Raw genomic sequence first — 21,213 nt, forward strand, 5'->3', positions numbered from 1 at the left:
GGGGTTCCAAAAAAATGGCTGCCAGCGGCAGCCATTCTCAGGACCATCAGTCAGCGCGGTAGTTCGGCGCTTCCTTGGTGATCTGCACATCGTGCACGTGCGACTCACGGATACCGGCTGCGGTGATTTCCACAAACTCGGCCTTCTCGTTCATCTCGGCAATCGATGCGCAACCGCAGTAGCCCATCGATGCGCGCACGCCGCCGGCCATTTGGTAGACGATCGCAACCATCGAGCCCTTGTAGGGCACGCGGCCTTCGATGCCTTCGGGCACCAGCTTGTCGGCATTGGGGTTGCCGGTGCTCGATTCCTGGAAGTAGCGGTCGGCCGAGCCTTGCTGCATCGCGCCGATCGAGCCCATGCCACGGTAGCTCTTGTACGAGCGGCCTTGGTAGAGGATCACTTCACCGGGTGCTTCTTCGGTACCCGCAAACATGCCGCCCATCATGATGGTCGATGCACCAGCGGCCAGGGCCTTGGAGATATCGCCCGAGAAGCGGATACCGCCGTCAGCGATCAAAGGCACTCCCGTGCCTTGCAGGGCCTGGGCCACGCTGTCCACGGCCATGATCTGGGGCACACCCACACCGGCCACGATACGGGTGGTGCAGATGGAGCCGGGGCCGATACCGACCTTGACCGCATCAGCGCCGGCCTCGACCAGCGCCAGCGCCGCTGCGCCGGTGGCGATGTTGCCGCCGATCACATCGACCTGGGGGTAGTTCTGCTTGACCCAGCGCACGCGCTCGATCACGCCACGGCTGTGGCCGTGGGCGGTGTCCACCACGAGGGCGTCCACACCAGCCTTGACCAGCAGGTCCACACGCTCTTCGGTACCAGCGCCCACGCCAACGGCAGCCGCCACACGCAGACGGCCAGCGCGGTCACGTGCGGCATTGGGGAAGGTGGTTTGCTTGGTGATGTCCTTGACGGTGATCAGGCCCTTGAGTTCAAAGGCATCGTTCACCACCAGAATGCGCTCGAGCTTGTGCTTGTTGAGCAAAGCCTTGGCTGCAGCGGGCGTGGTGTCGTCCTTTTCATTGACGGTCACCAGCTTGTCGCGCGGCGTCATGATGTCGCGCGCCTTGACGTCGTAGCGGGTCTCAAAGCGCAGATCGCGGCTGGTCACAATGCCAACCACCTTGCCGCCGTCGCAGACCGGGAAGCCGGAGATGCCCCGCTCCTCGGACAGCTGCATGATCTGCAGCACCGTGTGCTCAGGCGTGATCACCACCGGGTCGTGCACGACGCCCGATTCATGGCGCTTGACCTTGGAGACCTCGGCAGCTTGCTGCTCGGCGGTCATGTTCTTGTGGATCACACCAATACCGCCCTCTTGGGCGATGGCAATCGCCAGTCTGGCTTCCGTCACCGTGTCCATGGCGGCAGACACCAGGGGCAGGTTCAGGCGGATATTGCGGGAGAATTGGGTGGCGAGAGAGACGTCCTTGGGCAGGACTTGGGAGTATGCGGGCACCAGCAACACATCGTCGAAGGTGAGCGCTTTTCCGATCAGGCGCATTGTGAAGGCTCCAAAAGAAAGATTCTACCGTCTTTTGTAAGCAGCTTGCAGGGCCGCCGTATGACAGCCCCACAACTCCAGGTTGTTATCTCTAACCAACAACTTTGTCTGGCGTTGACAATCGGCAAGCTACACTCGCCTTCTATGAAACTCATCAAGCTGCTCCTGCTCACGGTAGCCATTGGCATTGGCGCGCCCGCCATGGCCCAATGGCAGTGGATCGACAAAGATGGCCGCAAGGTCTTCAGCGACCGACCACCCGGGCTGGACGTGCCAGAGAAAAACATCGTCAAGCGCCCCAAGGGCTACGGCTCGCTCAAGGGCGTGCAGTCCTCGGGCACGGGCCCTGCGCTGCGCGAGGTCGCCCCCGCTCCCCAGGAAGGCGAGTCTGGCGATGGTGCAGCAGCCCCCGCCCCCGCCCCCGCTGCTGGGTCCGCTCCGGCTGGCGGCGCAGCCGCTGCCAAGGCCGCTACCGGCAAGGACAAGGAGCTTGAAGCCAAGAAGGCAGCTGATGCCAAAGCCAAGGCCGATGCTGAAGCCGCTGAAAAAACCAAGCAAGCAGCAGCCAAGGCCGACAACTGCAAACGCGCCCAGCAGGCCAAGGCGATGTATGACACTGGCAAGGCCGTGCGCGCGCCCAATGAAAAGGGCGAGATGGTGTTCCAGAGCGCCGAGCAGCGCGATGCCGAGATCAAGCGCACCGATGAGGTGATCTTCAACAACTGCTGATCGTCCGTGCCCCACGCCAAAAAGCCAAGCATCTGCTTGGCTTTTTTCATGCGGCGATGGCCGCGCAATGGCTGTGGACCTTTCTTTAGGCGCCGTAGCCGGCCTTGGACTGCGGCCTGCGCCGGGCAAACAGGCCGGTGCCGCGGGCGCCCTGCTTGGCAAAGCGCTCACGGCGCGCTTTCTTGGGGTCGACCTTGAGGGCTTCGTACAGCTCCACCCGATCCCCATCGGCCAGCAGCTGGCTGCGGGGCCGCACCCTGCCCCAGATGCCTGCATCCTGCGCATCGGCAAACACCTGACCGCTCTGCTGGCCAGCCGCTGCCAGGGCCTGGGCCAGGCTGGCACCGGCGGCCAGCTGCAGCTGCACCGTCTGGGGCTGGCCGTTCTGGGCCCAGACCACCTCGATCTGCATCAGCGCGGCGTCCGCTGCGGTATCAGCCATAGATCTTCTCGGCCCGCTGGATGAAAGCATCCATCATCGTGGCGGCGATCTTGTCAAAAATGGGGCCGACCACGGCGGCCAGCGCCATGCTGTCAAAGCCATAGCTCAGGCTCAGCGATACCTTGCAGGCGCGCTGGCTGCCATCGCCCACCGGCTCAAAGCGCCAGTCGCCTTGCAGCTGCGAGAACGGTCCCTTGACCAGGGCCATCTGCAGCCGCTTGCCCGGCTCATAGGTGTTGCGGGTGACAAAGGATTTTTTGATGCCCGCCAGCGCAATGCCGACCTCGGCTGTCACGCCATCGGCGTGCTGCTCGAGCACGCGCGCATGGTCACACCAGGGCAGAAAATCGGGATAGCGCGGCACATCGGCCACGAGATCGAACATCTCCTGGGGGCTGTACCAGATCAGGACGGACTTGTTGACAGTTTTCATGCAGACAGGAGAGAGGGCCGCAGCAGCAAACCGGCTGCGGCCCGAAACATTCATAAAATCATAGACCAGAACAAAAAGCGCAGCCCCCAGCAGCCCTATGGACTTGGGAAAGCCGTTTTGCCCCTAATATTGCAATTATGTCGAAGACGAACAACACCAACAGCCGCATAGCCGATAACAAGAAGGCTGCATTCAACTATTTCTTTGAGGAACGCTTCGAAGCGGGCATGGTGCTGCACGGCTGGGAGGTCAAGGCGCTGCGCGAGGGCAAGGCCCAGCTCACCGATGGCTATGTGCTGGTCAAGAATGGCGAGCTCTTTCTGATGGGCTGCCAGATCAACCCGCTCAAGACCGCCTCCACCCATGTGAGCCCCGATGCCGCGCGCATCAAGAAGCTCTTGATGAAGAAGGACGAGATCAAGCGCCTGATCGGCAAGGTCGAGCAAAAGGGCTACACCCTCGTCCCCATCAACCTGCACTGGAAAAACGGCCTGGCCAAATGCGATATTGCGCTGGCCAAGGGCAAGGCCGAGCACGACAAGCGCGATGTGATCAAGGACCGCGAAGGCAAGCGCGAGGTCGAGCGCGCGATGAAGGTGCATAACCGCTGATAGACCAGATGCTTCAACGGTGGTTGCACCTGGGCGCCAGCGCCTGAGAAAAATCATGCCCTGGCTCTAAGATAGCGGCTCCATTCTGACGGGAGACCCCGCCATGCACACAGTGCTGCGGCTTGCGCGCTTTGGCCTGGCCACCCTGGTCCTTGCGGCTATCGGCCAACAGCTGTCTCTGCATGCCGCGCACGGCCTGCGTTTTGCCAACTTCTTCAGCTATTTCACGGTGCTGTCCAACCTGTTGGCCGCGCTGGTGCTGGTGCTCAGTGCATGCACACCGGCGCATGGCGAACGCCCCTGGCTCAGCCTGTTGCGTTTTTTCTCCGCGCTCAATATGGCCATTGTCGGCCTGGTGTTTGCCTTGCTGCTGCGCAATCTGGATGTGGGCCTGATGCAGGCCTGGATCAACGCGGTACTGCACTACCTGATGCCGGTCGCCGTGGTGCTCGACTGGCTGCTCGCCCCGCCGGCCACGCCGCTGGCACGCAAGGCTCTGGGCAAGGCGCTGGTCCTGCCGGCGCTCTACCTCCTCTACACCTTGCTGCGCGGCCAGCTGACGGGCTGGTACCCCTACCCTTTTTTGAACCCGGCCCATGTCGGTGGCTTTGGCGGTGTGGCGGTCTATGCGGCAGCGATTGCGCTGGGTTTTGTCGTGCTGGGGAGTGTGCTGCTGGCTGCCGCCCAGGGCCTGGCTGCCAGCAAGCGCATGCGATAAGGCCCGACACAGCGGACCGGCGGCTGGGCGCGGCGCGCGGCCAGGATGGGCATCTGTCCGACATGGCAGGCCAGCGCCCCCACCTATATTGAGGACACCATCAACCAACCTGGGTGCCGTCTATGTTCTCCAAGCTTGCTGTACTGGCCATTCCGCTGTCCGCCGTTCTTTTGACCGCCTGTGGCTCCATGCACCACAAAGCGGCGGACACGAGCACGCCAGTGCGATCCGCAGATGGCGTGCTCGTCGGCCCCGATGGCCGCACGCTCTACACCTTCACCAAGGACACTGCCGGCAGCGGTGCATCCACCTGCTACCAGCAGTGCGCCACCAACTGGCCGCCGCTGGGCGTGGCCGCCGGTGCCAAGCCGATTGGTGACTTCAGCATCATCACCCGCACCGACAACACCCAGCAATGGGCCTACAAGGGCTGGCCGCTGTACTACTTTGCCAAAGACAGCCAGGCGGGCGACAAGCGTGGCGATGGCATGGGCGGCGGTGTGTGGAAGCTGGCCAAGCCTTGATTGGCCAGCGCCTTTAGCCCTTAGCGCAAACAACAAGAGGTGGCCTTGCGGCCACCTCTTTGCGTTGGGGCGATCAGTCCCGCGCGCTGCTTATTTGGACTTGTCGCGCAGATTGCTGCTGTAGCGCTCCAGCCAGGTGGAGACCTTGCTCAAAGCCTGGCCGCCCTTGCCCAGCAGTTGCGCCAGCTCCGATTCCGCGCGCTCGCGCAAGGTCTCCTCGTTCTCGGGCAGCGGCGGCAGGATGTGGGCGAAATAGGTCTTGCCCAGAACCCGGTGCAGCAAACGCTCGCCGACAAAGGGCTGGTTGCCATTCAGCGCCCGCGCGCCCTTGATGATGTTACGGATGTCGTACTGCGTGGGGCTGATGTCTGGCACCTGCTTGGGCAGGCCCAGCAAGGTGTAGACACCGATGCGCGCGGTGCGCACCGAGCTTTCCATCGTGAAGATGATGTCATTGCTGGTCTCGACAAACTGGCCGACCAAGGCCAGGTTGGTGCAGCCTTCGGGCACCACATGGGGCCGGTCGCCAGCAGCGCGGGGCATGAACTGCGCGGTGATGTAAGGCATCAAGGCCAGGCGCACCTTGGTATTGGCCGCCACCGCATCGATCTGGTCGGCAATGCCCAGGTGGTAGCACAGCTCGGCCAGAATCTCACGGCCCGTGCATTCGGGCATGGTCTTGGCCACATGGTTGCCCTTTTTGTCCATCAGCAGCGCGTACACCCACAGCACCAGCACATCGCCGGGCTGGTCGGGGAAGTGCGGCTGGCGGTTGCAGGTAAAGCTCATCACCCAGTTCGAATCGGTGAAGGTGATGATGCCGCCGGTCACCGTCTTTCCCGAGTACGGATCGTTGACCGACAGCTCCTTGAGCTTGTCGATCAGCGGCGAGGCTTTGCAGGTCAAGGTGGCGGACTCCCACATCGAGCCCTTCACATCGCCATAGAACTTCTCGGGCCGGCCAAACACCGGCGACTTGGCCGCCAGGCGCTTCCACAGGGTCCAGTCGCTGTCCTCACCCGGCTCCTCATTGCCGCGCGCCAGCACCGGCGCGGTGTCCAGGTCGCCATAGGCGGTGCCCTCGGTCATCGAGCCAGTCAGCGCAAACACCACATCATGGGGGCCGACGTCAATCTGAACCTCCTGGCCTGCTGATTTGCAGCGGATCGCGGTCACCGTGCGGCGGCCCGCATCGTCCTTCATGTCCAGGTCATAGGCACGGGTGTTGAACTGCACCTTCACGCCCTTGTCCTTGAGCATGCGCGTCAGCGGCACGACAAAGCTGTCGTACTGGTTGTACTTGGGAAACACCAGCGCCGACATGTCGGTGAGGCCATCGATGGCGTCCAGGAAGCGGTGCATGTAGAGCTTCATCTCCAGCAGGCTTTGCCAGTTCTCGAACGCGAACATCGAGCGCCACAGGTACCAGAAATTGGTCTCCAGAAAACTGGCGCTGAAATAGGACTCGATGCTGATGTCGTCGAGCTCCTCCTTGCGCTTGAGCAGCAGCTTGACGATCTCCCACTGGTGCGCCTTGGTCAGACCCAGCGTCGAGAAATCGCGGATCTTGCCCTGCTGGTGCATCAGCCGGGCTTTGGACCAGTTCGGATCGTTGTCGTTGACGAAGCGGTATTCGTCGAGCACGCTGTAGCCCTCGGGCAGCTCCAGCGCCGGCACATCCTGGAACAGGTCCCAGAAGTTGTCGTAGTTCCAGTTCATCTCGCGGCCGCCGCGCACGATATAGCCTTGCTCGGCATTGCCCGCGCCATCGAGCGAGCCGCCAGCCACACCCAGCGTATCCAAGATGGTGATGTCTTCGCCGGCCATGCCGCCGTCGCGGATCATGTAGAAGGCGGCTGCCAGGCCGGCAATGCCGCTGCCGATGATCCAGGCCTTGCGCCCCGCTACCGGCGCGCCCAACACCGGCCGGTTGCGCATATAGGCGCCCATCATGTCCGGTGGTGGCAGGCTGTCTTGCGGGCCCTTGCGCCAAAAGCCTTCGCCGATATTGGCCTCCACGCGGATCGAGGAGGCCTGGGAGTCTGCATGCGTCATGGTCTTGCCTTTCATGGATACCTGAGGATCACATGCCAAGGTATAGCACACCGATTCGCCAGGCCCTTTGACAGGCGGCAAGGGCCTACGTATTCACGCAGGCCCTTGTCTGGCTCGGAGGCTGTGATGGCTGATGGCTTATCAGTTCAGCGCCAGCAGCGGGTGCGCCTCTACCGGCCAAGGGCTGGCAAACATCTGTGCCACTTCCTGCAGGTCCACCTCTTCAATGCGGGCGGGGCTCCAGCGGGGATGGTGGTCCTTATCGACCGCCAGCGCGCGGATGCCTTCGAGCGTTTCGCTTTTGCGGTCTGGGCGCAAATAGAAGCAGTGGCGCACCAGGTCGCGCTCCATGCGCAGGTCTTCGGCCAGGCCCATGCCGCGTGCGCGGCGGATCTGCTCGAGCACGACAAACAGCATCAGCGGCGAGCGCTTGCGCAGGGTCTCGGCGGTGGCGCGGGCGAAGTCGCTGCTGCCGGCCTCCAGCGCAGCGATGATGGCCGGCACATCGGCCAGGCCAAAATACTGGGCGATCTCGGCATCGGGGTTGGCTGCGCGCTCAGGTAGAGGTGCCAAGGCGGCTTTGACAAAGGCTTCTACGGCCTGGCCATTGGCAAAGCTGCCGCTGGCCAGCCCGTCCCACAGCGCCTGCTGCTGCGCGCTGCCCAGGTAGCCATCGGCCAGCTGGTAGGCCAGCGCATCGGCCGCGCCGATCATCTGGCCGGTCAGGCCCAGGTACTCACCCACATGGCCGGGGCAGCGCGAGAGGAAGTAGCCGCCGCCCACATCGGGGAACAGGCCGATGGCGGTCTCGGGCATGGCCATTTTGGTGCGCTCGGTGACGATGCGCAGGCTTGCGCCCTGGCTGATGCCCATGCCGCCGCCCATCACGATGCCGTCCATGAACGCGATATAGGGCTTGCCAAAATGGTGGATCAGGTGGTTGAGCGCATATTCCTCGCTGAAGAAATCCTCCAGCTCGGGGTTGCCTGCCATGCCCGCTGCATGCAAAAAGCGGATATCGCCGCCAGCGCAGAAGGCGCCAAAGGCGCCCTCCTTGTTGCTGCCCCGGATCGCGACGGCCAGCACCTTCTCGTCCTGCTGCCAGCGCAGCAGCACATCGCGCAGCTCGCGCACCATCGCCAGCGACAGCGCGTTCAGCGCCTTGGGCCGGTTGAGCGTGATCAAGCCCAGCTGGCCACGCACTTCGCTTTGCACATCTTCGGTGTAGACCGACATAAGATTTGACTCCTTGTTCTTCTGAAAACAACCGCCACCATAGCCGAAAAACGGCGCGGGCTGCGGTCAATCAGGTGCCAAATCAGGCTACGGGCGTGCAGCTGTCCGTGATCTGGCGGATCACATCGAGCGCCATGCCATCGGCCGCCAACAATGCTTGGCCAGCCTGTAGCTGCCAATAGCTTTCGCTGCCAGCCGTCTGGCGCCACAGGTGCAGGCGGCGGGTGTAGAGCTGCAGGTCAAACTCGGTGGTAAAGCCAATCGCGCCGTGGATCGAATGCGCGAGCGATGCCACCTCCACCGCAGCCTCGCTGGTGCGCGCCTTGCCCACGGCCACCTTGAGCGGGTCTGCGGCCACGCCATCGGCCTCGCAGGCGATCTGCGCGGCCATGCGTGCGGCGCTCACATGCTCGGCCATCACCGCCAGCTCATGCTGGATCGCCTGGAACTTGCCAATCGGGCGGCCAAACTGCTGGCGCTCGTTGGCAAAGTTCAAGGTGCTCTCAAACACCGTCAGCAGGCTGCCCGCGAGCAAGGCCGACACCAGCCCGGCCTGGGCCACCAGCAATGACGCTGCGGCCGGCAGCCGCTGGGCCGAGGCCAGCGCGGCTTCAGGCCAGTGCAGATCCGCATCGAGCACAAAAATGCTGGCACTGGCCTGCGCGGCGGCCGCCGGCAGCAACCACAGATCAGCGCCCTGCTGGCCCAGCACCCATGGCGCCACGCGGGCGCCGCGCACACCACTGGCCCGCAGGCCCCCGGAATCAGCAGCCAGCTGCGGAGCCAATGTAATCGCGCCCTGCGGCAGCGCCACACCGGCAGCTGCCAGCCAGGCCCGCGCCAGCATGGTCTCTGCCAGCGGCAGCGGCATCGCGTGCTGGCCCAGCAAGTCCCAGACGCCAAAGGCATCACGCAAGCCCAGGCCGGCGCCGCCAGCCTCTTCGCTCAGCAGCAGGTCGGCAAAGCCGGTGTCCTCAATCTGCTGCCACAGCGCCGCAGCGGCGGGGCTCTGGCCGGCAGCCACTTCGCCCTCGATCGCGCGCACCACAGCGGGCGTGCATTGGCCAGTCAGCAGATCGCGCAGGGCCTCGGTAATCAAATGGTCCATCATCTTCTCCTTGCGCTCAACGCAGGCCCAGGCCGCGCGCAATCATGCCGCGCAAAATGCTGCGGGTGCCGCCGCGCAGCGTGTAGCACGGCGATACCAGGCTGAGGTAGTTCAGGGTCAGCAGCAACTCGTGCGGCACGGCTTCGCCCTCCAGCGCCATCAGGTCATCGGCAATCGCAGCCGGTATGAACTGCTCCAGCACCGTGCCCTGGTCCTTGACCAGGGCGGCCTCGACGATGGGGCTCTGGCCCTGCACCAGCTTTTCCTGCACCGCCACCGAGAGCGCGCGTAGCGGTGCCAGGCGCGCCAGGATCTGGCCGGCCAGCTTCAGGGATTCGGCGCGCGGCGCCGCTTGCGTGCGCAAAAAGGCCAGCCACTGGTCCAGCAGTACCACGGACGAAAACAGGCGCTCAGGGCCGCTGCGCTCAAAAGCCAGCTCTGCCGTCACCTGCTCCCAGCCCTGCCCTTCGGCGCCCACCAGCGCATCAGGGGCCAGCTGCACATTGTCAAAAAACACCTCGCAGAAATGGCGGTCGCCCGACATGTCTTCGATGGGCCGCACCGTCACGCCCGGCAGGCTCAGATCCACGATCAGCTGCGACAGGCCTTTCTGGCGGTCGGCCGCCTCGCCCGAGGTGCGCACCAGCGCAATCATGTACTGGCAGTGCTGGGCGTTGGTGGTCCAGATCTTCTGGCCATTGAGCAGCCAGCCGGCATCGTTGGACACGGCGCGCGTGCGCACGCTGGCCAGGTCCGAGCCGGCATTGGGCTCGCTCATGCCGATGCAGAAGAAGCTCTCACCGCGCGCCACCGGCGGCACATAGCGCTGCTTTTGCGCCTCGGTGCCGTATTTCAGGATCAAGGGCGCGCTCTGGCGCTCGGCAATCCAGTGCGAGCCGACCGGGGCGCCAAAATTGAGCAGCTCCTCGACCACCACATAGCGCGCAAACGCACCCTGCGCGTGGCCGCCATAGGCGGTGGGAAAGGTCATGCCCAGCCAGCCCTTCTCGCCCAGCTTGCGGCTGAAGGCCGGGTCGTAGCCGCTCCAGGATTTGGCGCGGATATGGGCAGGAATGTCTTTGACCGCCTCTTGCAAAAAGGCACGCACCTGGGCGCGCAGCGCTTCGCCTTCGGGCGGGATGCGCGTCAGCGCCAGTCCGTTCAAAATCGTCATCGTCTTCGCTTTCGTTCAATCCAGGGACACGCCCGTGCTCTTGACCACGCCGGCCCAGCGCTTGATCTCGCTCTGGATATAGTCGCCATAGGCCTGCGGGGTAGAACCCAGCGGCTCGGTGCCCTGCACGCGCAGCTTCTCCAGCACACCGGGGTCCTTCAGCGCCTTCATCAGCTCAGCGTTCAGCCGCTGCACCACCGCATCGGGCGTCTTGGCGGGCACCATCACGCCTTGCCAGGCACCAGCCTCAAAGCCGGTCATGCCGCTTTCGGCCAGGGTGGGAGCGTTGGGAAAATTCGGAATGCGCTGGGCGGTGCTGACTGCCAGCAGCTTGAGCTTGCCGTCCTTGATGAAGGGCGCGACCGAGTTGATGGTGTCGGTCATGAACTCGATCTGGCCGGCCACCAGGTCCACATCGGCCGGGGCGCTGCCTTTGTAGGGCACATGGCTGGCGTCGATGCCATAGTGCTGCACCACCTGAAAGGCGGCCAGGTGGGTGACATTGCCATTGCCGGCCGAGCCGTAAGAGAGCTTGCCCTTGTTGTCTTGCGCATACTTCACCAGCTCTTGCACCGTGTTGGCGGGCACCTTGGGGTTGACGACCAGGCCCAGCGGCACCACGGCCGTCAATGCGACCGGGCGCAGGTCCTTGGCCACGTCGTAGCTGAGCTTTTTGTACAGCGAGGGGCTGAGCGCAATCGACGAGGTGTTGTAGAGCACCGTATAGCCATCGGCGGCCGCCTTGGCCACCAGCGCATTGCCAATATTGCCGTTGGCGCCGGGCCGGTTGTCGACGATGACCGTCTGCCCCAGCTGCTGGCCCACCTGCTGGGCCAGCACGCGCGCCACCATATCGGTGGGCCCCCCAGGCGGGAACGGCACGACCAGGGTGATCGGCCGGCTGGGCCAGGGATCCTGCGCCTGTGCGGCCCCACCAACAGCAACCAGCGCCAGGGCCAGCAAGGCGGAACGACGTACCAAACCATATTGCATCTTTGTCTCCTGTATGTGTTTTTTCATCTGACGCGGGTTGCTGTGATCGCCTAGCGCCCAGCGAGCAGGCGCACGGCGGTGTAGACCATCACCTGCTCCTGTCGCTGGTTGTAGACCTCGATGCGCGAAGTCACCACCGCCCGGCCACCTTTGCTGGTCGGCTTGATATCGGTCACCTCCACCAGCGCCTCGATCGTGTCACCCACCACCACCGGGCCCAGGATCTTCTGGTGCAGCTCCAGCATCGCCAGGCCCGTGCCCTGGATCATGCTTTGCAGGATGAAGCCTTCGATCAAGGTGTAGGTGAGCGCACCGGGCACCGGGCGGCCCCGGATCGCGCCGCCGTCGTAGCCGTCTTCGATAAAGATGGCCTCGAGCATGCCGGTGGTATTGATGAAATTGACCAGGTCGGTCTCCGTCACCGTGCGGCGAAAGGTGCGCAGCTGCTGGCCGACCTGCAGGTCCTGCCAGACAAAGCCCTGGCCCATGCGGGCAGTGCCTGCCAGCTTGGCTGCGCGGTTGTCGGTCGAAGAAATCCAGTTATGGGCGGTCATGGTGTTTTTACTTTCTGCATTTCATTCAGCCACCGAGGGCTGCAACGCCGCAATGCGGGCATCGTCCCAACCGGCCTCGCGCAGCAGCTGCTCGGTGTGCTCACCCAGGCGCGGCGGCATGCCGATGGGCGCCTGCGCGCCATCGATGCGCACGGAAGAGCGCGGAAAGCGCACCGTGCCCATGGCGGGGTCGTGCTGCTCGACAAAAAAGCCGGTGGCCTGGAGGTGCGGGTCGCGCGGCAGGTCGTCCATGCGGGCGACGGGGGCGGCGGGAATTTCCAGCTCCTCGCAGGTTTGCAGCCAGTAGGCAGTGTCCTTTTGCGCGACATAGCTGCTCATGGTCTCCAGCAGGGTCGCGATATGGCGGGTGCGCTGGGCCTGGGTGGCAAAGCGCTCGTCCTGCGCCAGCGCGGGCTGGCCCACGGCGGCAAAAAAGCGGCGCCAGTGGCCATCGGTGTAGGGCATCATGCAGACATGGCCGTCCAAGGTCTTGTAGGGCTTGCGCCAGGGCGCCATCACGCGCGGGTAGCCGGCGCCGCTGAGCGCGGGCTCAAAATGCATGCCGTAAAAGTGCTCAACCAGGTTGAAGCCCACCATGGTCTCGTACATCGGCACCTCGACAAAACTGCCCTCGCCCGTGCGCTCGCGCTGGAACAAGGCCGCCATCACCGCATGCGCTGCCACCAGGCCACAGGTCTTGTCGGCCGCAATCGTGGGCAGGTAGCGGGCCTCGCCGGTCTGGCGCTCCATCAGGTCGGCCAGGCCGCTCATGCCCTGGATCACATCGTCATAGGCCGGCAGGCCGGCATAGGGGCCGTCCTCACCAAAGCCATGCAGGCCCACATAGACCAGGCGCGGGTACTGGGCGCGCAGCCGCACTGGGTCGAGCCCCACCTTGGCGAGCTTTTGCGGCCGCATGCTGTGCATGAAGACATCGGCGGTCTTGAGCAGCGCATGCAGCGCTGCCTGGGCTTCGGGCGCCTTCAGGTCCAGCACCACGCTTTTCTTGCTGCGGTTGGAGCCCATGAACAGCGCCGACATACCGGCTTCGGCCGCCGGCCCGGTGTAGCGCGTGGAGTCGCCGCCAGGCGGCTCGATCTTGATCACCTCGGCGCCGTAATCGGCCAGCACCTGGCTGGCCAGCGGCCCGAAAATCACGCTGGAAAGGTCCAGCACCCGCAGGCCTGTCAATGCACTCAAGGCTTGTCTCCGTCGTTGTGGTGATAGCGATGAATGGCATTATTTGATATGTTTCACAGCTGTGTCTATGTCGCAATTGACAGGTACTGATACACAGGAGATATCAATGGACTTGCGCCAACTGCGCCACTTTGTCACCCTGGCGCAAACCCTGAACTACCGCCAGGCGGCCGAGCAGCTGCATATGTCGCAGCCGCCGCTGTCGCAGTCGATCCGCAAGCTCGAAGACGACCTGGGCGTGCAGCTGTTCGAGCGCGACCGGCGCGGCACGGTGCTCTCGAGCGCGGGCCGGGCGGCGCTGGAGAGCGCTAAGCTGGCCCTCTACCATGCGCGCCAGGTGCAGGCCGTGTCGCAGGCCACCGCCAGCGGCGAGCTGGGGCGCCTGCATATCGGCTTTATCGGCTCGGCCACGTTCTCGCTGATTCCGCAACTGGTGCAGACCTTTCGCGCCGCCCACCCTGCGATTGACCTGGTGCTGACCGAATCCACGACGCGCGAGATCTGCGCCCAGGTCGCCAGCGGTGATTTTGATGCCGGCCTGCTGCGCTATCCCGTCACGCAGGCCACCGAGCTGTCCATCACCCCCGTCGAGCCCGACCGCCTGATTGCCGCCCTGCCCGCAGGCAACCCACTGCAGATCAAGGACAGCCTGCAGCTGATCGACCTGGCCGACCAGCCCTTTGTGAACTACCGCCCCAGCGAGGTGCCGGGCCTGCATGCCCTCGTGGTGCTGGCTTGCCAGAACGCCGGCTTTATGCCGCAGATCAAGCAGCATGCCGTGCAGGCCCAGACCTTGGTGAGCCTGGTGGGCGCCGGCCTGGGCGTGGCCCTGGTGCCGGCCGTGGTCGCCAAGGCCGCGACACCCGGCGTCATCTTCCGCGAGCTGACCGACACCCAGCACCTGCCCCAGATCGGCATTGCGCTGGCCTTGAACCAGCGCCAGCCGGTGGCTACTGCCCAGCGTTTGAAGGAGCTGCTGCTGAGCTTGGGACAGTGATGAACATACGAGCTGAAGCCCTTTACTTCTTAACGCCATCCTTGGCCAGCATGACAAAGGCCTCGCCACCCTTGCGGTCGTGGTGGAACAGGAAGCTTGTGCCTTCAATGGTTCCCTGGGTTGGGATGCGTGTCGCCACCGTGGTGGTGGAATATTTCTGAATAACGGACAGCAGCTGTTTGCTCAGCGTTCTGTCGCGCTGCGAAGGCGTGGTTACGGCGCACTCTCGTCCCTCTTTGACCTGCACAGTCAGGCTCTTGTCGGGTTTAGACGCAAATGTGGCAAATCCCCCATCCATGACATCCTTGACGCCGAACTCGGCTGCTGCCTGGATCGAGCCCGCAAAGGACGGGGCCTGCTTGATGCAGACCTGTTCAAAGATCTGGATGGCCTGCACCAGATCCTGGGGCTTGGCATCGGTTGACGAAGTCGATGGGTTGCTGACACAGCCGGACAGCGACACTGCAGCTAACACTGCCAAATAATGGAACTTCAAAGCGAACTACTCCATGAAGAAATAACAAGGATGAACGGCAGACTTTGGCTACCGATGGATATCGATGGGGTCATCAAGCACGTGCGGTATAGATCGCACAAATGGCGCAAATCGGCCCGCATCGATTGCTCAAAAACAAAAGACGAAGGCCGAAAATCGGCCTCGCAAATTGTTAATATTTATTAATTAATATTATTAAATTAATAGTTCAATTCTATCATTTGATGTTGGCAGCGCCATGCCGCGAGTCTCGTGTTCGCCACAGTTCGCCCGCCTACTTTCAGCAAGTCTAAGACGCAAAAAAGGCCGCAGATGCGGCCTTTGCTGGTGTTGGATCACGTCGCAACGCAGATTATGCGTTTTCGCGCGATGCGCGCTTGCGGTCGTGTTCCTTCAGGTGGCGCTTGCGCACGCGCAGGCTGGTGGGGGTGATCTCCAGCAGTTCGTCTTCTTCGATGAACTCCACGCCGTATTCCAGCGACAGCTCGATAGGAGGCGTGATCTTGATCGCGTCTTCCTTGCCGCTCACGCGGAAGTTGGTCAGCTGCTTGGTACGGGTCGCGTTCACCACCAGGTCGTTGTCACGGCTGTGGATACCAACGATCATGCCTTCGTACACAGGGTCGTTGGGCTTGACGAACATGCGGCCACGGTCGTCGAGCTTGCCCAGCGCGTAGGTGAAGATTTCACCATCGTCCATCGAGATCAGCACACCGTTCTTGCGGCCGCCGATTTCGCCCTTGTGTGGCTCGTAGCTGTCGAAGATGTTGGCGATCAGGCCGGAACCACGGGTCAGGTTCAGGAATTCGTTGGTGAAGCCGATCAGGCCACGGGCCGGAATGCGGTATTCCAGACGGACGCGACCGCGGCCATCGGGTTCCATGTTCACCAGCTCGCCCTTGCGCTCGCCCAGGGCTTGCATCACGCCGCCTTGGTGGCCTTCTTCGATGTCAGCCGTCACCAGCTCGATAGGCTCGTTGCGCACGCCGTCGATCATTTGCATCACGACGCGTGGCTTGGACACGGCCAGCTCGTAGCCTTCGCGGCGCATTTCTTCGAGCAGAATGGTCAGGTGCAGTTCACCACGGCCAGCCACTTCAAAGATACCGTCTTCGTCGGTTTCCTTGACGCGCAGGGCCACGTTGGAGCGCAACTCCTTTTGCAGGCGGTCCCAGATCTGGCGGCTGGTCACGTACTTGCCTTCACGACCTGCCAGAGGCGAGGTGTTCACGCAGAAGTTCATGGTCAGCGTAGGCTCGTCAATCTTCAGCATCGGCAGAGGCTGTGGATTGGCCGGGTCGGTCACGGTCTCACCGATACCGATGTTTTCGATACCGCTGATCAGCACGATCTCGGAAGGACCGGCTTCGGTGGCTTGCACGCGGTCAATACCTTGGAAGGTATGGACCTGGTTGATCTTGCCGGTGTAGCTCTTGCCGTCCAGGCCGGCCATCACGGCCACTTGCTGGCCGGGCTTGAGCGTGCCCTGGGTGATACGGCCCACGCCGATACGGCCCACGAAGGTGGAGTAGTCCAGTGCGGAGACTTGCATCTGCAGCGGTGCAGTCGCGTCGCCCTGCACAGCAGGCACGTGTTCCAGAATGGTTTCGAAGAGGGCCGACATGTCGGGGCCCCATTGCGCGCCTGGCTCGCCTTCTTCCTTCGACGACCAGCCGTTGATGCCCGAGGCGTACACCACAGGGAAGTCCAGCTGTTCATCGGTCGCGCCCAGCTTGTCGAACAGGTCGAACGCAGCGTTCACGACCTTGTCAGGGTTGGCACCGGGCTTGTCGACCTTGTTCACCACGACGATGGGCTTCAGACCCAGGGCCAGTGCCTTCTTGGTCACAAAACGCGTTTGGGGCATGGGGCCTTCTTGCGCATCGATCAGCAGCACGACACCGTCCACCATGGACAGCGCGCGCTCCACTTCACCGCCGAAGTCCGCGTGACCGGGGGTGTCGAGGATGTTGATGTGAGTGTCGTTCCAGGACACGGCGCAGTTCTTGGCCAGGATGGTAATGCCGCGCTCACGCTCGATGGCGTGGTTGTCCATCACGGTGTCCACGACTTTTTCGTGTTCGGCGAAGGTACCAGACTGGCGCAGCAGCTGGTCCACCATGGTCGTCTTGCCATGGTCAACGTGGGCGATGATCGCAATATTGCGGATTTGTTTGCTCATGATGTTTCCAAAATGCCGCTGGCTTGTGGGCGCGGCGTTCCTTCCAAAATTTGTTGAATCTCGACGGGGCTTAAGAGGCGGTCGGGAATGAGCTCGCGCGCCCGGATGTGTGCCACACCCAAAAGCGCAGGAGGCTCTTCTCCATAAACGGCCACTGCATCGGCATCGGCCCATTCACCCCGCCGGCGCAAGCCGGACAAAAATCTGCCTGCATTATCCCCATCGAGCGTGACACGGGTGTGCGCTGCCAGCAACGTGTCGACAGGCAACACGGTTTGCAGGCGCTCCGCATCGGGCGTCGCTTCCAGGGTTTGCAGGCTGATACAGCGGGACAGGTCGATCCCACCGGTTTCTATGCGGCGCAGGCTGCGCAAATGCGCGCCGTAGCCCAGCGCCTGGCCAATATCCTCGGCCAGCGTACGCACATAGGTGCCCTTGCTGCAGCGCACCGTCATCTTGAGCGCGACAAAGTCCTGCTCTTCTTGCACACGCGACAGCGTCAGATGCAAGATGGTGACAGCGCGCGGCTCACGCTCGAGCGTGATGCCGGCGCGGGCGTATTCGTAGAGGGCCTTGCCATCGCGCTTGAGCGCGCTGTACATCGGCGGCACCTGGCTGATGGGGCCGGTGAAGCGGGCCGCCACGGCGGCCAGTTTCTCGGGCGTCAGCGCGGGCGCATCCACCGCCCAGGTCTGCAGCACCTCACCCTCGGCGTCGCCGGTGGTGGTGGTAGCACCCAGGTGTACCAGGGCCTCATAGGTCTTGGGGGCATCGAGCTGCAATTGGCTGAACTTGGTGGCCGCGCCAAAACACAGCGGCAGCACACCCGTGGCCAATGGGTCGAGCGTGCCGGTATGGCCCGCTTTTTCGGCGCGCAGCAGCCACTTCACTTTTTGCAAAGCGTCGTTGCTGGACAGGCCAATGGGTTTATCGAGCAGAAACACCCCGTGCACAGGGCGCCGCTGCACCCGTGTGCGAGAGGCATGCATGCGATCAGCCTTCCTCGGGTCCGCGCGATGCCACGGCCTTGGCGATCAAGGCATTCATGTCGGCGGCACGCTCGGTGGTGCGGTCGTAGATGAAGTGCAAGGTCGGCACGGTGTGGATATGCAGGCGCTTGAACAGGCCATTGCGCAAGAAGCCAGCTGCCTGGTTCAGTGCGTCCTGGGTCTGGTCGGGGTCACCGATCAGCAAGCTGAAATAGACCTTGGCGTGGGCATAGTCCGGCGTCACCTCAACGGCTTGCAGCGTCACCATGCCCACACGTGGGTCCTTCAACTCACGGGCGATCAGCTCCGACAGATCCCGCTGGATCTGGTCGGAGACTTTGAAGCTGCGATTGGGCGCAGCAGTTTTCTTGCGAGTTGCCATCGGAAATTACAGCGTACGAGCGATTTCCTTGATCTCAAAGACTTCCAACATATCACCTTCTTTGATGTCGTTGTAGTTCTTGAGCTTGATACCGCACTCGAAGCCTTCCTTGACTTCCTTGACGTCGTCCTTGAGGCGGCGCAGCGAGTCGATCTCACCGGTGTAGATGACCACGTTGTCGCGCAGCAGACGGAAGTGTGCATTGCGGGTAACGTGACCCTGGGTGATGTACGAACCAGCCACAGTGCCGATCTTGGAGGCCACGAACACGGTGCGGATCTCGGCCATACCGATGATCTCTTCGCGTTGCTCGGGAGCGAGCATGCCGGACATGGCCGCCTTCAACTCATCGACAGCGTCGTAAATTATGTTGTAGTAGCGGATATCGACATCGTTGCTCTCGGCGGTCTTGCGCGCTTGCGCATCGGCACGCACGTTGAAACCGATCACGATCGCCTTGGAGGCCAGCGCCAGATTCACATCCGACTCGCTGATACCGCCCACGCCGGTGTAGACCATCTGCACCTTGACCTCGTCGGTCGACAGCTTGAGCAAGGAGGCAGCCAGCGCTTCTTGCGAACCCTGGGTGTCGGCCTTGATGATGATCGGCAGCGATTGCACGTTGCCCGCACCCATTTCGGCGAACATGTTCTCCAGCTTGGCCGCTTGTTGCTTGGCCAGCTTGGTGTTGCGGAACTTGCCAGCACGGTAGGTCGCGATTTCACGGGCGCGGCGCTCATCGGGCAGCACCATGAAGTCGTCACCGGCTTGCGGCACATCCGACAGACCCTGGATTTCAACGGGCAGCGATGGACCGGCTTCCTTGGCAACCTTGCCGTCTTCGTCGACCATGGCACGCACGCGGCCATAGGTTTGACCAGCCAGCACGATATCGCCCACCTTCAAGGTACCGGACTGAATCAGCACCGTGGCCACCGGGCCGCGGCCCTTGTCCAGCTGGGCTTCGATCACCAGACCCTTGGCATTGGCTTCCACCGGTGCCTTGAGTTCCAGCACTTCGGCCTGCAGCAGCACTTGCTCGAGCAGCTCGTCAATGCCTTGGCCGGTCTTGGACGACACGGCCACGAAAGGCGAGTCACCACCGTACTCTTCGGGCACCACTTGCTCGACCACCAGCTCCTGCTTGACGCGTTCGGGGTTGGCATCGGGCTTGTCAGCCTTGGTGATGGCCACCACGATAGGAACACCAGCGGCCTTGGCGTGCTTGATCGCTTCCTTGGTCTGGGGCATCACGCCGTCGTCGGCAGCGGCCACCAGAATCACGATGTCGGTCGACTGTGCACCACGGGCACGCATGGCCGTGAAGGCCTCGTGACCAGGGGTGTCCAGGAAGGTAATCATGCCGCGTGGGGTTTCCACGTGGTAGGCACCAATGTGCTGCGTAATGCCGCCGGCTTCGCCCGCAGCGACCTTGCTGCGGCGGATGTAGTCCAGCAGCGAGGTCTTGCCGTGGTCGACGTGGCCCATCACGGTCACGACCGGCGCGCGTGGCAGCGCTTCGGATTCGGCCTGGGATTCTTCTTCGGCGGTGAACGCTTCCGGATCGTCCAGTGCGGCGATATGTGCCTTGTGGCCCATTTCTTCCACGACGATCATCGCGGTGTCCTGGTCCAGCGGCTGGTTGATGGTGACCATCTGGCCCATCTTCATCAGCGACTTGATCACCTCGGATGCCTTGATGGCCATCTTGTGGGCCAGCTCGGACACGGTGATGGTCTCGGGCACATAGACGTCGAGCACGCGTGCTTCCACCGGTGCTGCCGATTGCGCGCCACGGTGGTCGTTGCGGTCATTGCCGCGACGGCCGCCACGGGGGCCCGAGCGCCAGTTGTTGCCGCGACCGGCCACACCACCCGAGGAATCACCACGGGTCTTGAGTTCTTTCTTCTTGCCGTTGCTGTCGTTCTGGTTGCTCCAGCTCGAAGACAGCTTGGCCGACTTGACTTCCTTGTTGCCAGGCGCTGCGCCAGCGGCAGGCTTGGCCGCGCCAGTGCCGGTCGTGGCAGGCTTGTGCAAGGTGCCCTTCTTGGCATCAGCGGCCTTGACTTCCTTCTTCTCTTCCGAAGGCTTCTTGGCCACCAGCACCTTCTTGGGTGCATTCATCATGGCGCGAATGGCTTCTGCCTCGGCCAGGGCCTTGCGGCGGCGCTCGTCCAGGTCGACAGCGCGCGCGGTTTCCTCCGCCTCGCGGGCCTTGGATTCGTCTTCGGCCTTTTTCTTGGCTTCAGCCTGGGCTTCGTTGCGGGCAGCCAGCTCCTGGGCGTGGCGGCGCGCAGCCTCTTCCTGCTCGGCAGCTTCCTGGGCCTTGCGCTCTTGCGTCTTGGCCACGTAGGCAGCGGCGCGCTCTTCCGCCTCACGTTCCTTGCGCTCGCGCTCTTCACGCTCGGCGCGCTCGGCACGTTGCTGCACCAGATCGGCTTCCTGCTTGCCGATCAGGTCCACTTCGCGGCGGGCTTCCTCTTCGCGCTTGACCAGGTCAGCCTTGTGTTCGGCTTCCTTTTGCTTGGCTTCGGCGTGCTTGAGGGCTTCGTCGGAATCGGCCTCGGCCACTTCGTCACGCTTGACGAAGGTCCGCTTCTTGCGCACTTCCACCTGGATGGTGCGTGCCCGGCCCGTGGCGTCGGCTTGTTTGATCTCGCTGGTAGATTTCTTGGTCAATGTGATCTTCTTGCGGTCGGCAGCGCCGTGGGCGGCCTGCAGATGGGACAACAGCGCTTGTTTGTCCGTTTCAGTCAGTGCATCGGATGCATCGTGCTTGGACACGCCTGCGGCTTGCAGTTGCTCCAGCAATGTATCCGGTGATTTCTTGAGTTCAACAGCGAACTCGGCGACAGTATTACTCGACAT

20 protein-coding genes are annotated in these 21,213 nt (G+C 63.0%); 5 read left to right on the forward strand and 15 right to left on the reverse strand.

Annotated features, from left to right (window positions below):
* Nucleotides 1-46: 46 nt before the first annotated feature.
* Nucleotides 47-1,522 (reverse strand): IMP dehydrogenase, encoded by a 1,476-nt coding sequence (guaB, locus tag WH265_RS02080; protein WP_021027258.1) that lies wholly within the window; start codon nt 1,520-1,522, stop codon nt 47-49.
* 144 nt (nt 1,523-1,666) lie between these two features.
* Between guaB and WH265_RS02085 the strand changes: the two genes are divergently transcribed.
* Entirely contained in the window at nt 1,667-2,251 is a 585-nt protein-coding gene (locus WH265_RS02085) for a DUF4124 domain-containing protein (RefSeq protein ID WP_339557175.1), read from the forward strand.
* Between the two features lie 85 nt (nt 2,252-2,336).
* Here WH265_RS02085 and WH265_RS02090 read toward each other — a convergent pair whose 3' ends face one another.
* Nucleotides 2,337-2,693 (reverse strand): RnfH family protein, encoded by a 357-nt coding sequence (locus WH265_RS02090; protein ID WP_445228473.1) that lies wholly within the window; start codon nt 2,691-2,693, stop codon nt 2,337-2,339.
* The gene (locus WH265_RS02095; RefSeq protein ID WP_116924090.1) at nt 2,686-3,126 is read right to left on the reverse strand and encodes a type II toxin-antitoxin system RatA family toxin; all 441 of its coding nucleotides are present in this window, start codon (nt 3,124-3,126) and stop codon (nt 2,686-2,688) included. The genes WH265_RS02090 and WH265_RS02095 overlap by 8 nt, the downstream gene beginning before the upstream one ends.
* Before the next feature lie 137 nt (nt 3,127-3,263).
* On the opposite strand from WH265_RS02095, the gene smpB reads away from it, so the two are divergent.
* The 3 genes from smpB (at nt 3,264) to WH265_RS02110 (ending at nt 4,979) form a co-directional block, all read left to right on the forward strand.
* On the forward strand, nt 3,264-3,737 hold the full coding sequence (gene smpB / locus WH265_RS02100) for an SsrA-binding protein SmpB (protein WP_021027262.1): 474 nt from the start codon (nt 3,264-3,266) through the stop codon (nt 3,735-3,737).
* A 103-nt stretch (nt 3,738-3,840) separates the two neighbouring features.
* Nucleotides 3,841-4,455, forward strand: a complete 615-nt coding sequence (locus tag WH265_RS02105) for a Pr6Pr family membrane protein (protein WP_339557176.1) — start codon at nt 3,841-3,843, stop codon at nt 4,453-4,455.
* A gap of 122 nt (nt 4,456-4,577) precedes the next feature.
* Entirely contained in the window at nt 4,578-4,979 is a 402-nt protein-coding gene (locus WH265_RS02110) for a COG4315 family predicted lipoprotein (RefSeq protein ID WP_027010979.1), read from the forward strand.
* A 90-nt stretch (nt 4,980-5,069) separates the two neighbouring features.
* On the opposite strand, the gene WH265_RS02115 is transcribed toward WH265_RS02110, so the two are convergent.
* From WH265_RS02115 to WH265_RS02145, 7 genes are all read right to left on the reverse strand, one after another.
* Nucleotides 5,070-7,034, reverse strand: a complete 1,965-nt coding sequence (locus WH265_RS02115) for an oleate hydratase (protein WP_339557177.1) — start codon at nt 7,032-7,034, stop codon at nt 5,070-5,072.
* A 141-nt stretch (nt 7,035-7,175) separates the two neighbouring features.
* Complete coding sequence (locus WH265_RS02120) at nt 7,176-8,270, reverse strand: enoyl-CoA hydratase/isomerase family protein (protein ID WP_339557178.1); 1,095 nt, start codon at nt 8,268-8,270, stop codon at nt 7,176-7,178.
* A gap of 82 nt (nt 8,271-8,352) precedes the next feature.
* Complete coding sequence (locus WH265_RS02125; protein WP_339557179.1) at nt 8,353-9,381, reverse strand: acyl-CoA dehydrogenase family protein; 1,029 nt, start codon at nt 9,379-9,381, stop codon at nt 8,353-8,355.
* A gap of 13 nt (nt 9,382-9,394) precedes the next feature.
* A complete protein-coding gene (locus WH265_RS02130) occupies nt 9,395-10,552 on the reverse strand; it encodes an acyl-CoA dehydrogenase family protein (protein ID WP_339557180.1) in 1,158 nt (385 codons plus the stop codon).
* A 15-nt stretch (nt 10,553-10,567) separates the two neighbouring features.
* Complete coding sequence (locus WH265_RS02135; RefSeq protein ID WP_339557181.1) at nt 10,568-11,545, reverse strand: Bug family tripartite tricarboxylate transporter substrate binding protein; 978 nt, start codon at nt 11,543-11,545, stop codon at nt 10,568-10,570.
* A gap of 50 nt (nt 11,546-11,595) precedes the next feature.
* Nucleotides 11,596-12,033, reverse strand: coding sequence for a MaoC family dehydratase (locus WH265_RS02140; protein WP_407928857.1), 438 nt, complete (start codon nt 12,031-12,033; stop codon nt 11,596-11,598).
* 87 nt (nt 12,034-12,120) lie between these two features.
* Nucleotides 12,121-13,299, reverse strand: coding sequence for a CaiB/BaiF CoA transferase family protein (locus WH265_RS02145; RefSeq protein WP_339557182.1), 1,179 nt, complete (start codon nt 13,297-13,299; stop codon nt 12,121-12,123).
* A gap of 106 nt (nt 13,300-13,405) precedes the next feature.
* On the opposite strand from WH265_RS02145, the gene WH265_RS02150 reads away from it, so the two are divergent.
* On the forward strand, nt 13,406-14,296 hold the full coding sequence (locus tag WH265_RS02150) for a LysR family transcriptional regulator (RefSeq protein WP_339557183.1): 891 nt from the start codon (nt 13,406-13,408) through the stop codon (nt 14,294-14,296).
* 22 nt (nt 14,297-14,318) lie between these two features.
* Here the strand turns inward: WH265_RS02150 and WH265_RS02155 are convergent, their stop codons facing one another.
* The 5 genes from WH265_RS02155 to infB form a co-directional block, all read right to left on the reverse strand.
* A complete protein-coding gene (locus WH265_RS02155) occupies nt 14,319-14,792 on the reverse strand; it encodes a hypothetical protein (RefSeq protein ID WP_339536480.1) in 474 nt (157 codons plus the stop codon).
* A 352-nt stretch (nt 14,793-15,144) separates the two neighbouring features.
* Nucleotides 15,145-16,974: a translational GTPase TypA gene (gene typA, locus WH265_RS02160; protein ID WP_021027860.1), complete on the reverse strand. Its 1,830-nt coding sequence runs from the start codon at nt 16,972-16,974 to the stop codon at nt 15,145-15,147.
* Nucleotides 16,971-17,963: a tRNA pseudouridine(55) synthase TruB gene (gene truB, locus WH265_RS02165; protein ID WP_339557184.1), complete on the reverse strand. Its 993-nt coding sequence runs from the start codon at nt 17,961-17,963 to the stop codon at nt 16,971-16,973. Before truB ends, typA begins: the two co-directional genes overlap by 4 nt.
* 4 nt (nt 17,964-17,967) lie before the next feature.
* Nucleotides 17,968-18,345 carry a 30S ribosome-binding factor RbfA gene (rbfA, locus tag WH265_RS02170; RefSeq protein ID WP_021027862.1) on the reverse strand — a complete coding sequence of 126 codons (378 nt, stop codon included), beginning with the start codon at nt 18,343-18,345 and terminating at the stop codon, nt 17,968-17,970.
* Nucleotides 18,346-18,351: 6 nt separating this feature from the next.
* Nucleotides 18,352-21,213, reverse strand: a complete 2,862-nt coding sequence (infB, locus tag WH265_RS02175) for a translation initiation factor IF-2 (protein WP_312990055.1) — start codon at nt 21,211-21,213, stop codon at nt 18,352-18,354.

Origin of the sequence: Comamonas sp. MYb396 (assembly GCF_037479555.1) — a bacterium.
Lineage (GTDB): Bacteria > Pseudomonadota > Gammaproteobacteria > Burkholderiales > Burkholderiaceae_C > Comamonas.

What these genes read in the sequence shown, in the direction of transcription:
- guaB (WP_021027258.1), bottom strand. Translation starts at nt 1,522, where the DNA reads ATGCGCCTGATCGGAAAAGCGCTCACCTTCGACGATGTGTTGCTGGTG.
- WH265_RS02085 (WP_339557175.1), top strand. Translation starts at nt 1,667, where the DNA reads ATGAAACTCATCAAGCTGCTCCTGCTCACGGTAGCCATTGGCATTGGC.
- WH265_RS02090 (WP_445228473.1), bottom strand. Translation starts at nt 2,693, where the DNA reads ATGGCTGATACCGCAGCGGACGCCGCGCTGATGCAGATCGAGGTGGTC.
- WH265_RS02095 (WP_116924090.1), bottom strand. Translation starts at nt 3,126, where the DNA reads ATGAAAACTGTCAACAAGTCCGTCCTGATCTGGTACAGCCCCCAGGAG.
- smpB (WP_021027262.1), top strand. Translation starts at nt 3,264, where the DNA reads ATGTCGAAGACGAACAACACCAACAGCCGCATAGCCGATAACAAGAAG.
- WH265_RS02105 (WP_339557176.1), top strand. Translation starts at nt 3,841, where the DNA reads ATGCACACAGTGCTGCGGCTTGCGCGCTTTGGCCTGGCCACCCTGGTC.
- WH265_RS02110 (WP_027010979.1), top strand. Translation starts at nt 4,578, where the DNA reads ATGTTCTCCAAGCTTGCTGTACTGGCCATTCCGCTGTCCGCCGTTCTT.
- WH265_RS02115 (WP_339557177.1), bottom strand. Translation starts at nt 7,034, where the DNA reads ATGACGCATGCAGACTCCCAGGCCTCCTCGATCCGCGTGGAGGCCAAT.
- WH265_RS02120 (WP_339557178.1), bottom strand. Translation starts at nt 8,270, where the DNA reads ATGTCGGTCTACACCGAAGATGTGCAAAGCGAAGTGCGTGGCCAGCTG.
- WH265_RS02125 (WP_339557179.1), bottom strand. Translation starts at nt 9,381, where the DNA reads ATGATGGACCATTTGATTACCGAGGCCCTGCGCGATCTGCTGACTGGC.
- WH265_RS02130 (WP_339557180.1), bottom strand. Translation starts at nt 10,552, where the DNA reads ATGACGATTTTGAACGGACTGGCGCTGACGCGCATCCCGCCCGAAGGC.
- WH265_RS02135 (WP_339557181.1), bottom strand. Translation starts at nt 11,545, where the DNA reads ATGCAATATGGTTTGGTACGTCGTTCCGCCTTGCTGGCCCTGGCGCTG.
- WH265_RS02140 (WP_407928857.1), bottom strand. Translation starts at nt 12,033, where the DNA reads ATGGGCCAGGGCTTTGTCTGGCAGGACCTGCAGGTCGGCCAGCAGCTG.
- WH265_RS02150 (WP_339557183.1), top strand. Translation starts at nt 13,406, where the DNA reads ATGGACTTGCGCCAACTGCGCCACTTTGTCACCCTGGCGCAAACCCTG.
- typA (WP_021027860.1), bottom strand. Translation starts at nt 16,974, where the DNA reads ATGAGCAAACAAATCCGCAATATTGCGATCATCGCCCACGTTGACCAT.
- truB (WP_339557184.1), bottom strand. Translation starts at nt 17,963, where the DNA reads ATGCATGCCTCTCGCACACGGGTGCAGCGGCGCCCTGTGCACGGGGTG.
- rbfA (WP_021027862.1), bottom strand. Translation starts at nt 18,345, where the DNA reads ATGGCAACTCGCAAGAAAACTGCTGCGCCCAATCGCAGCTTCAAAGTC.
- infB (WP_312990055.1), bottom strand. Translation starts at nt 21,213, where the DNA reads ATGTCGAGTAATACTGTCGCCGAGTTCGCTGTTGAACTCAAGAAATCA.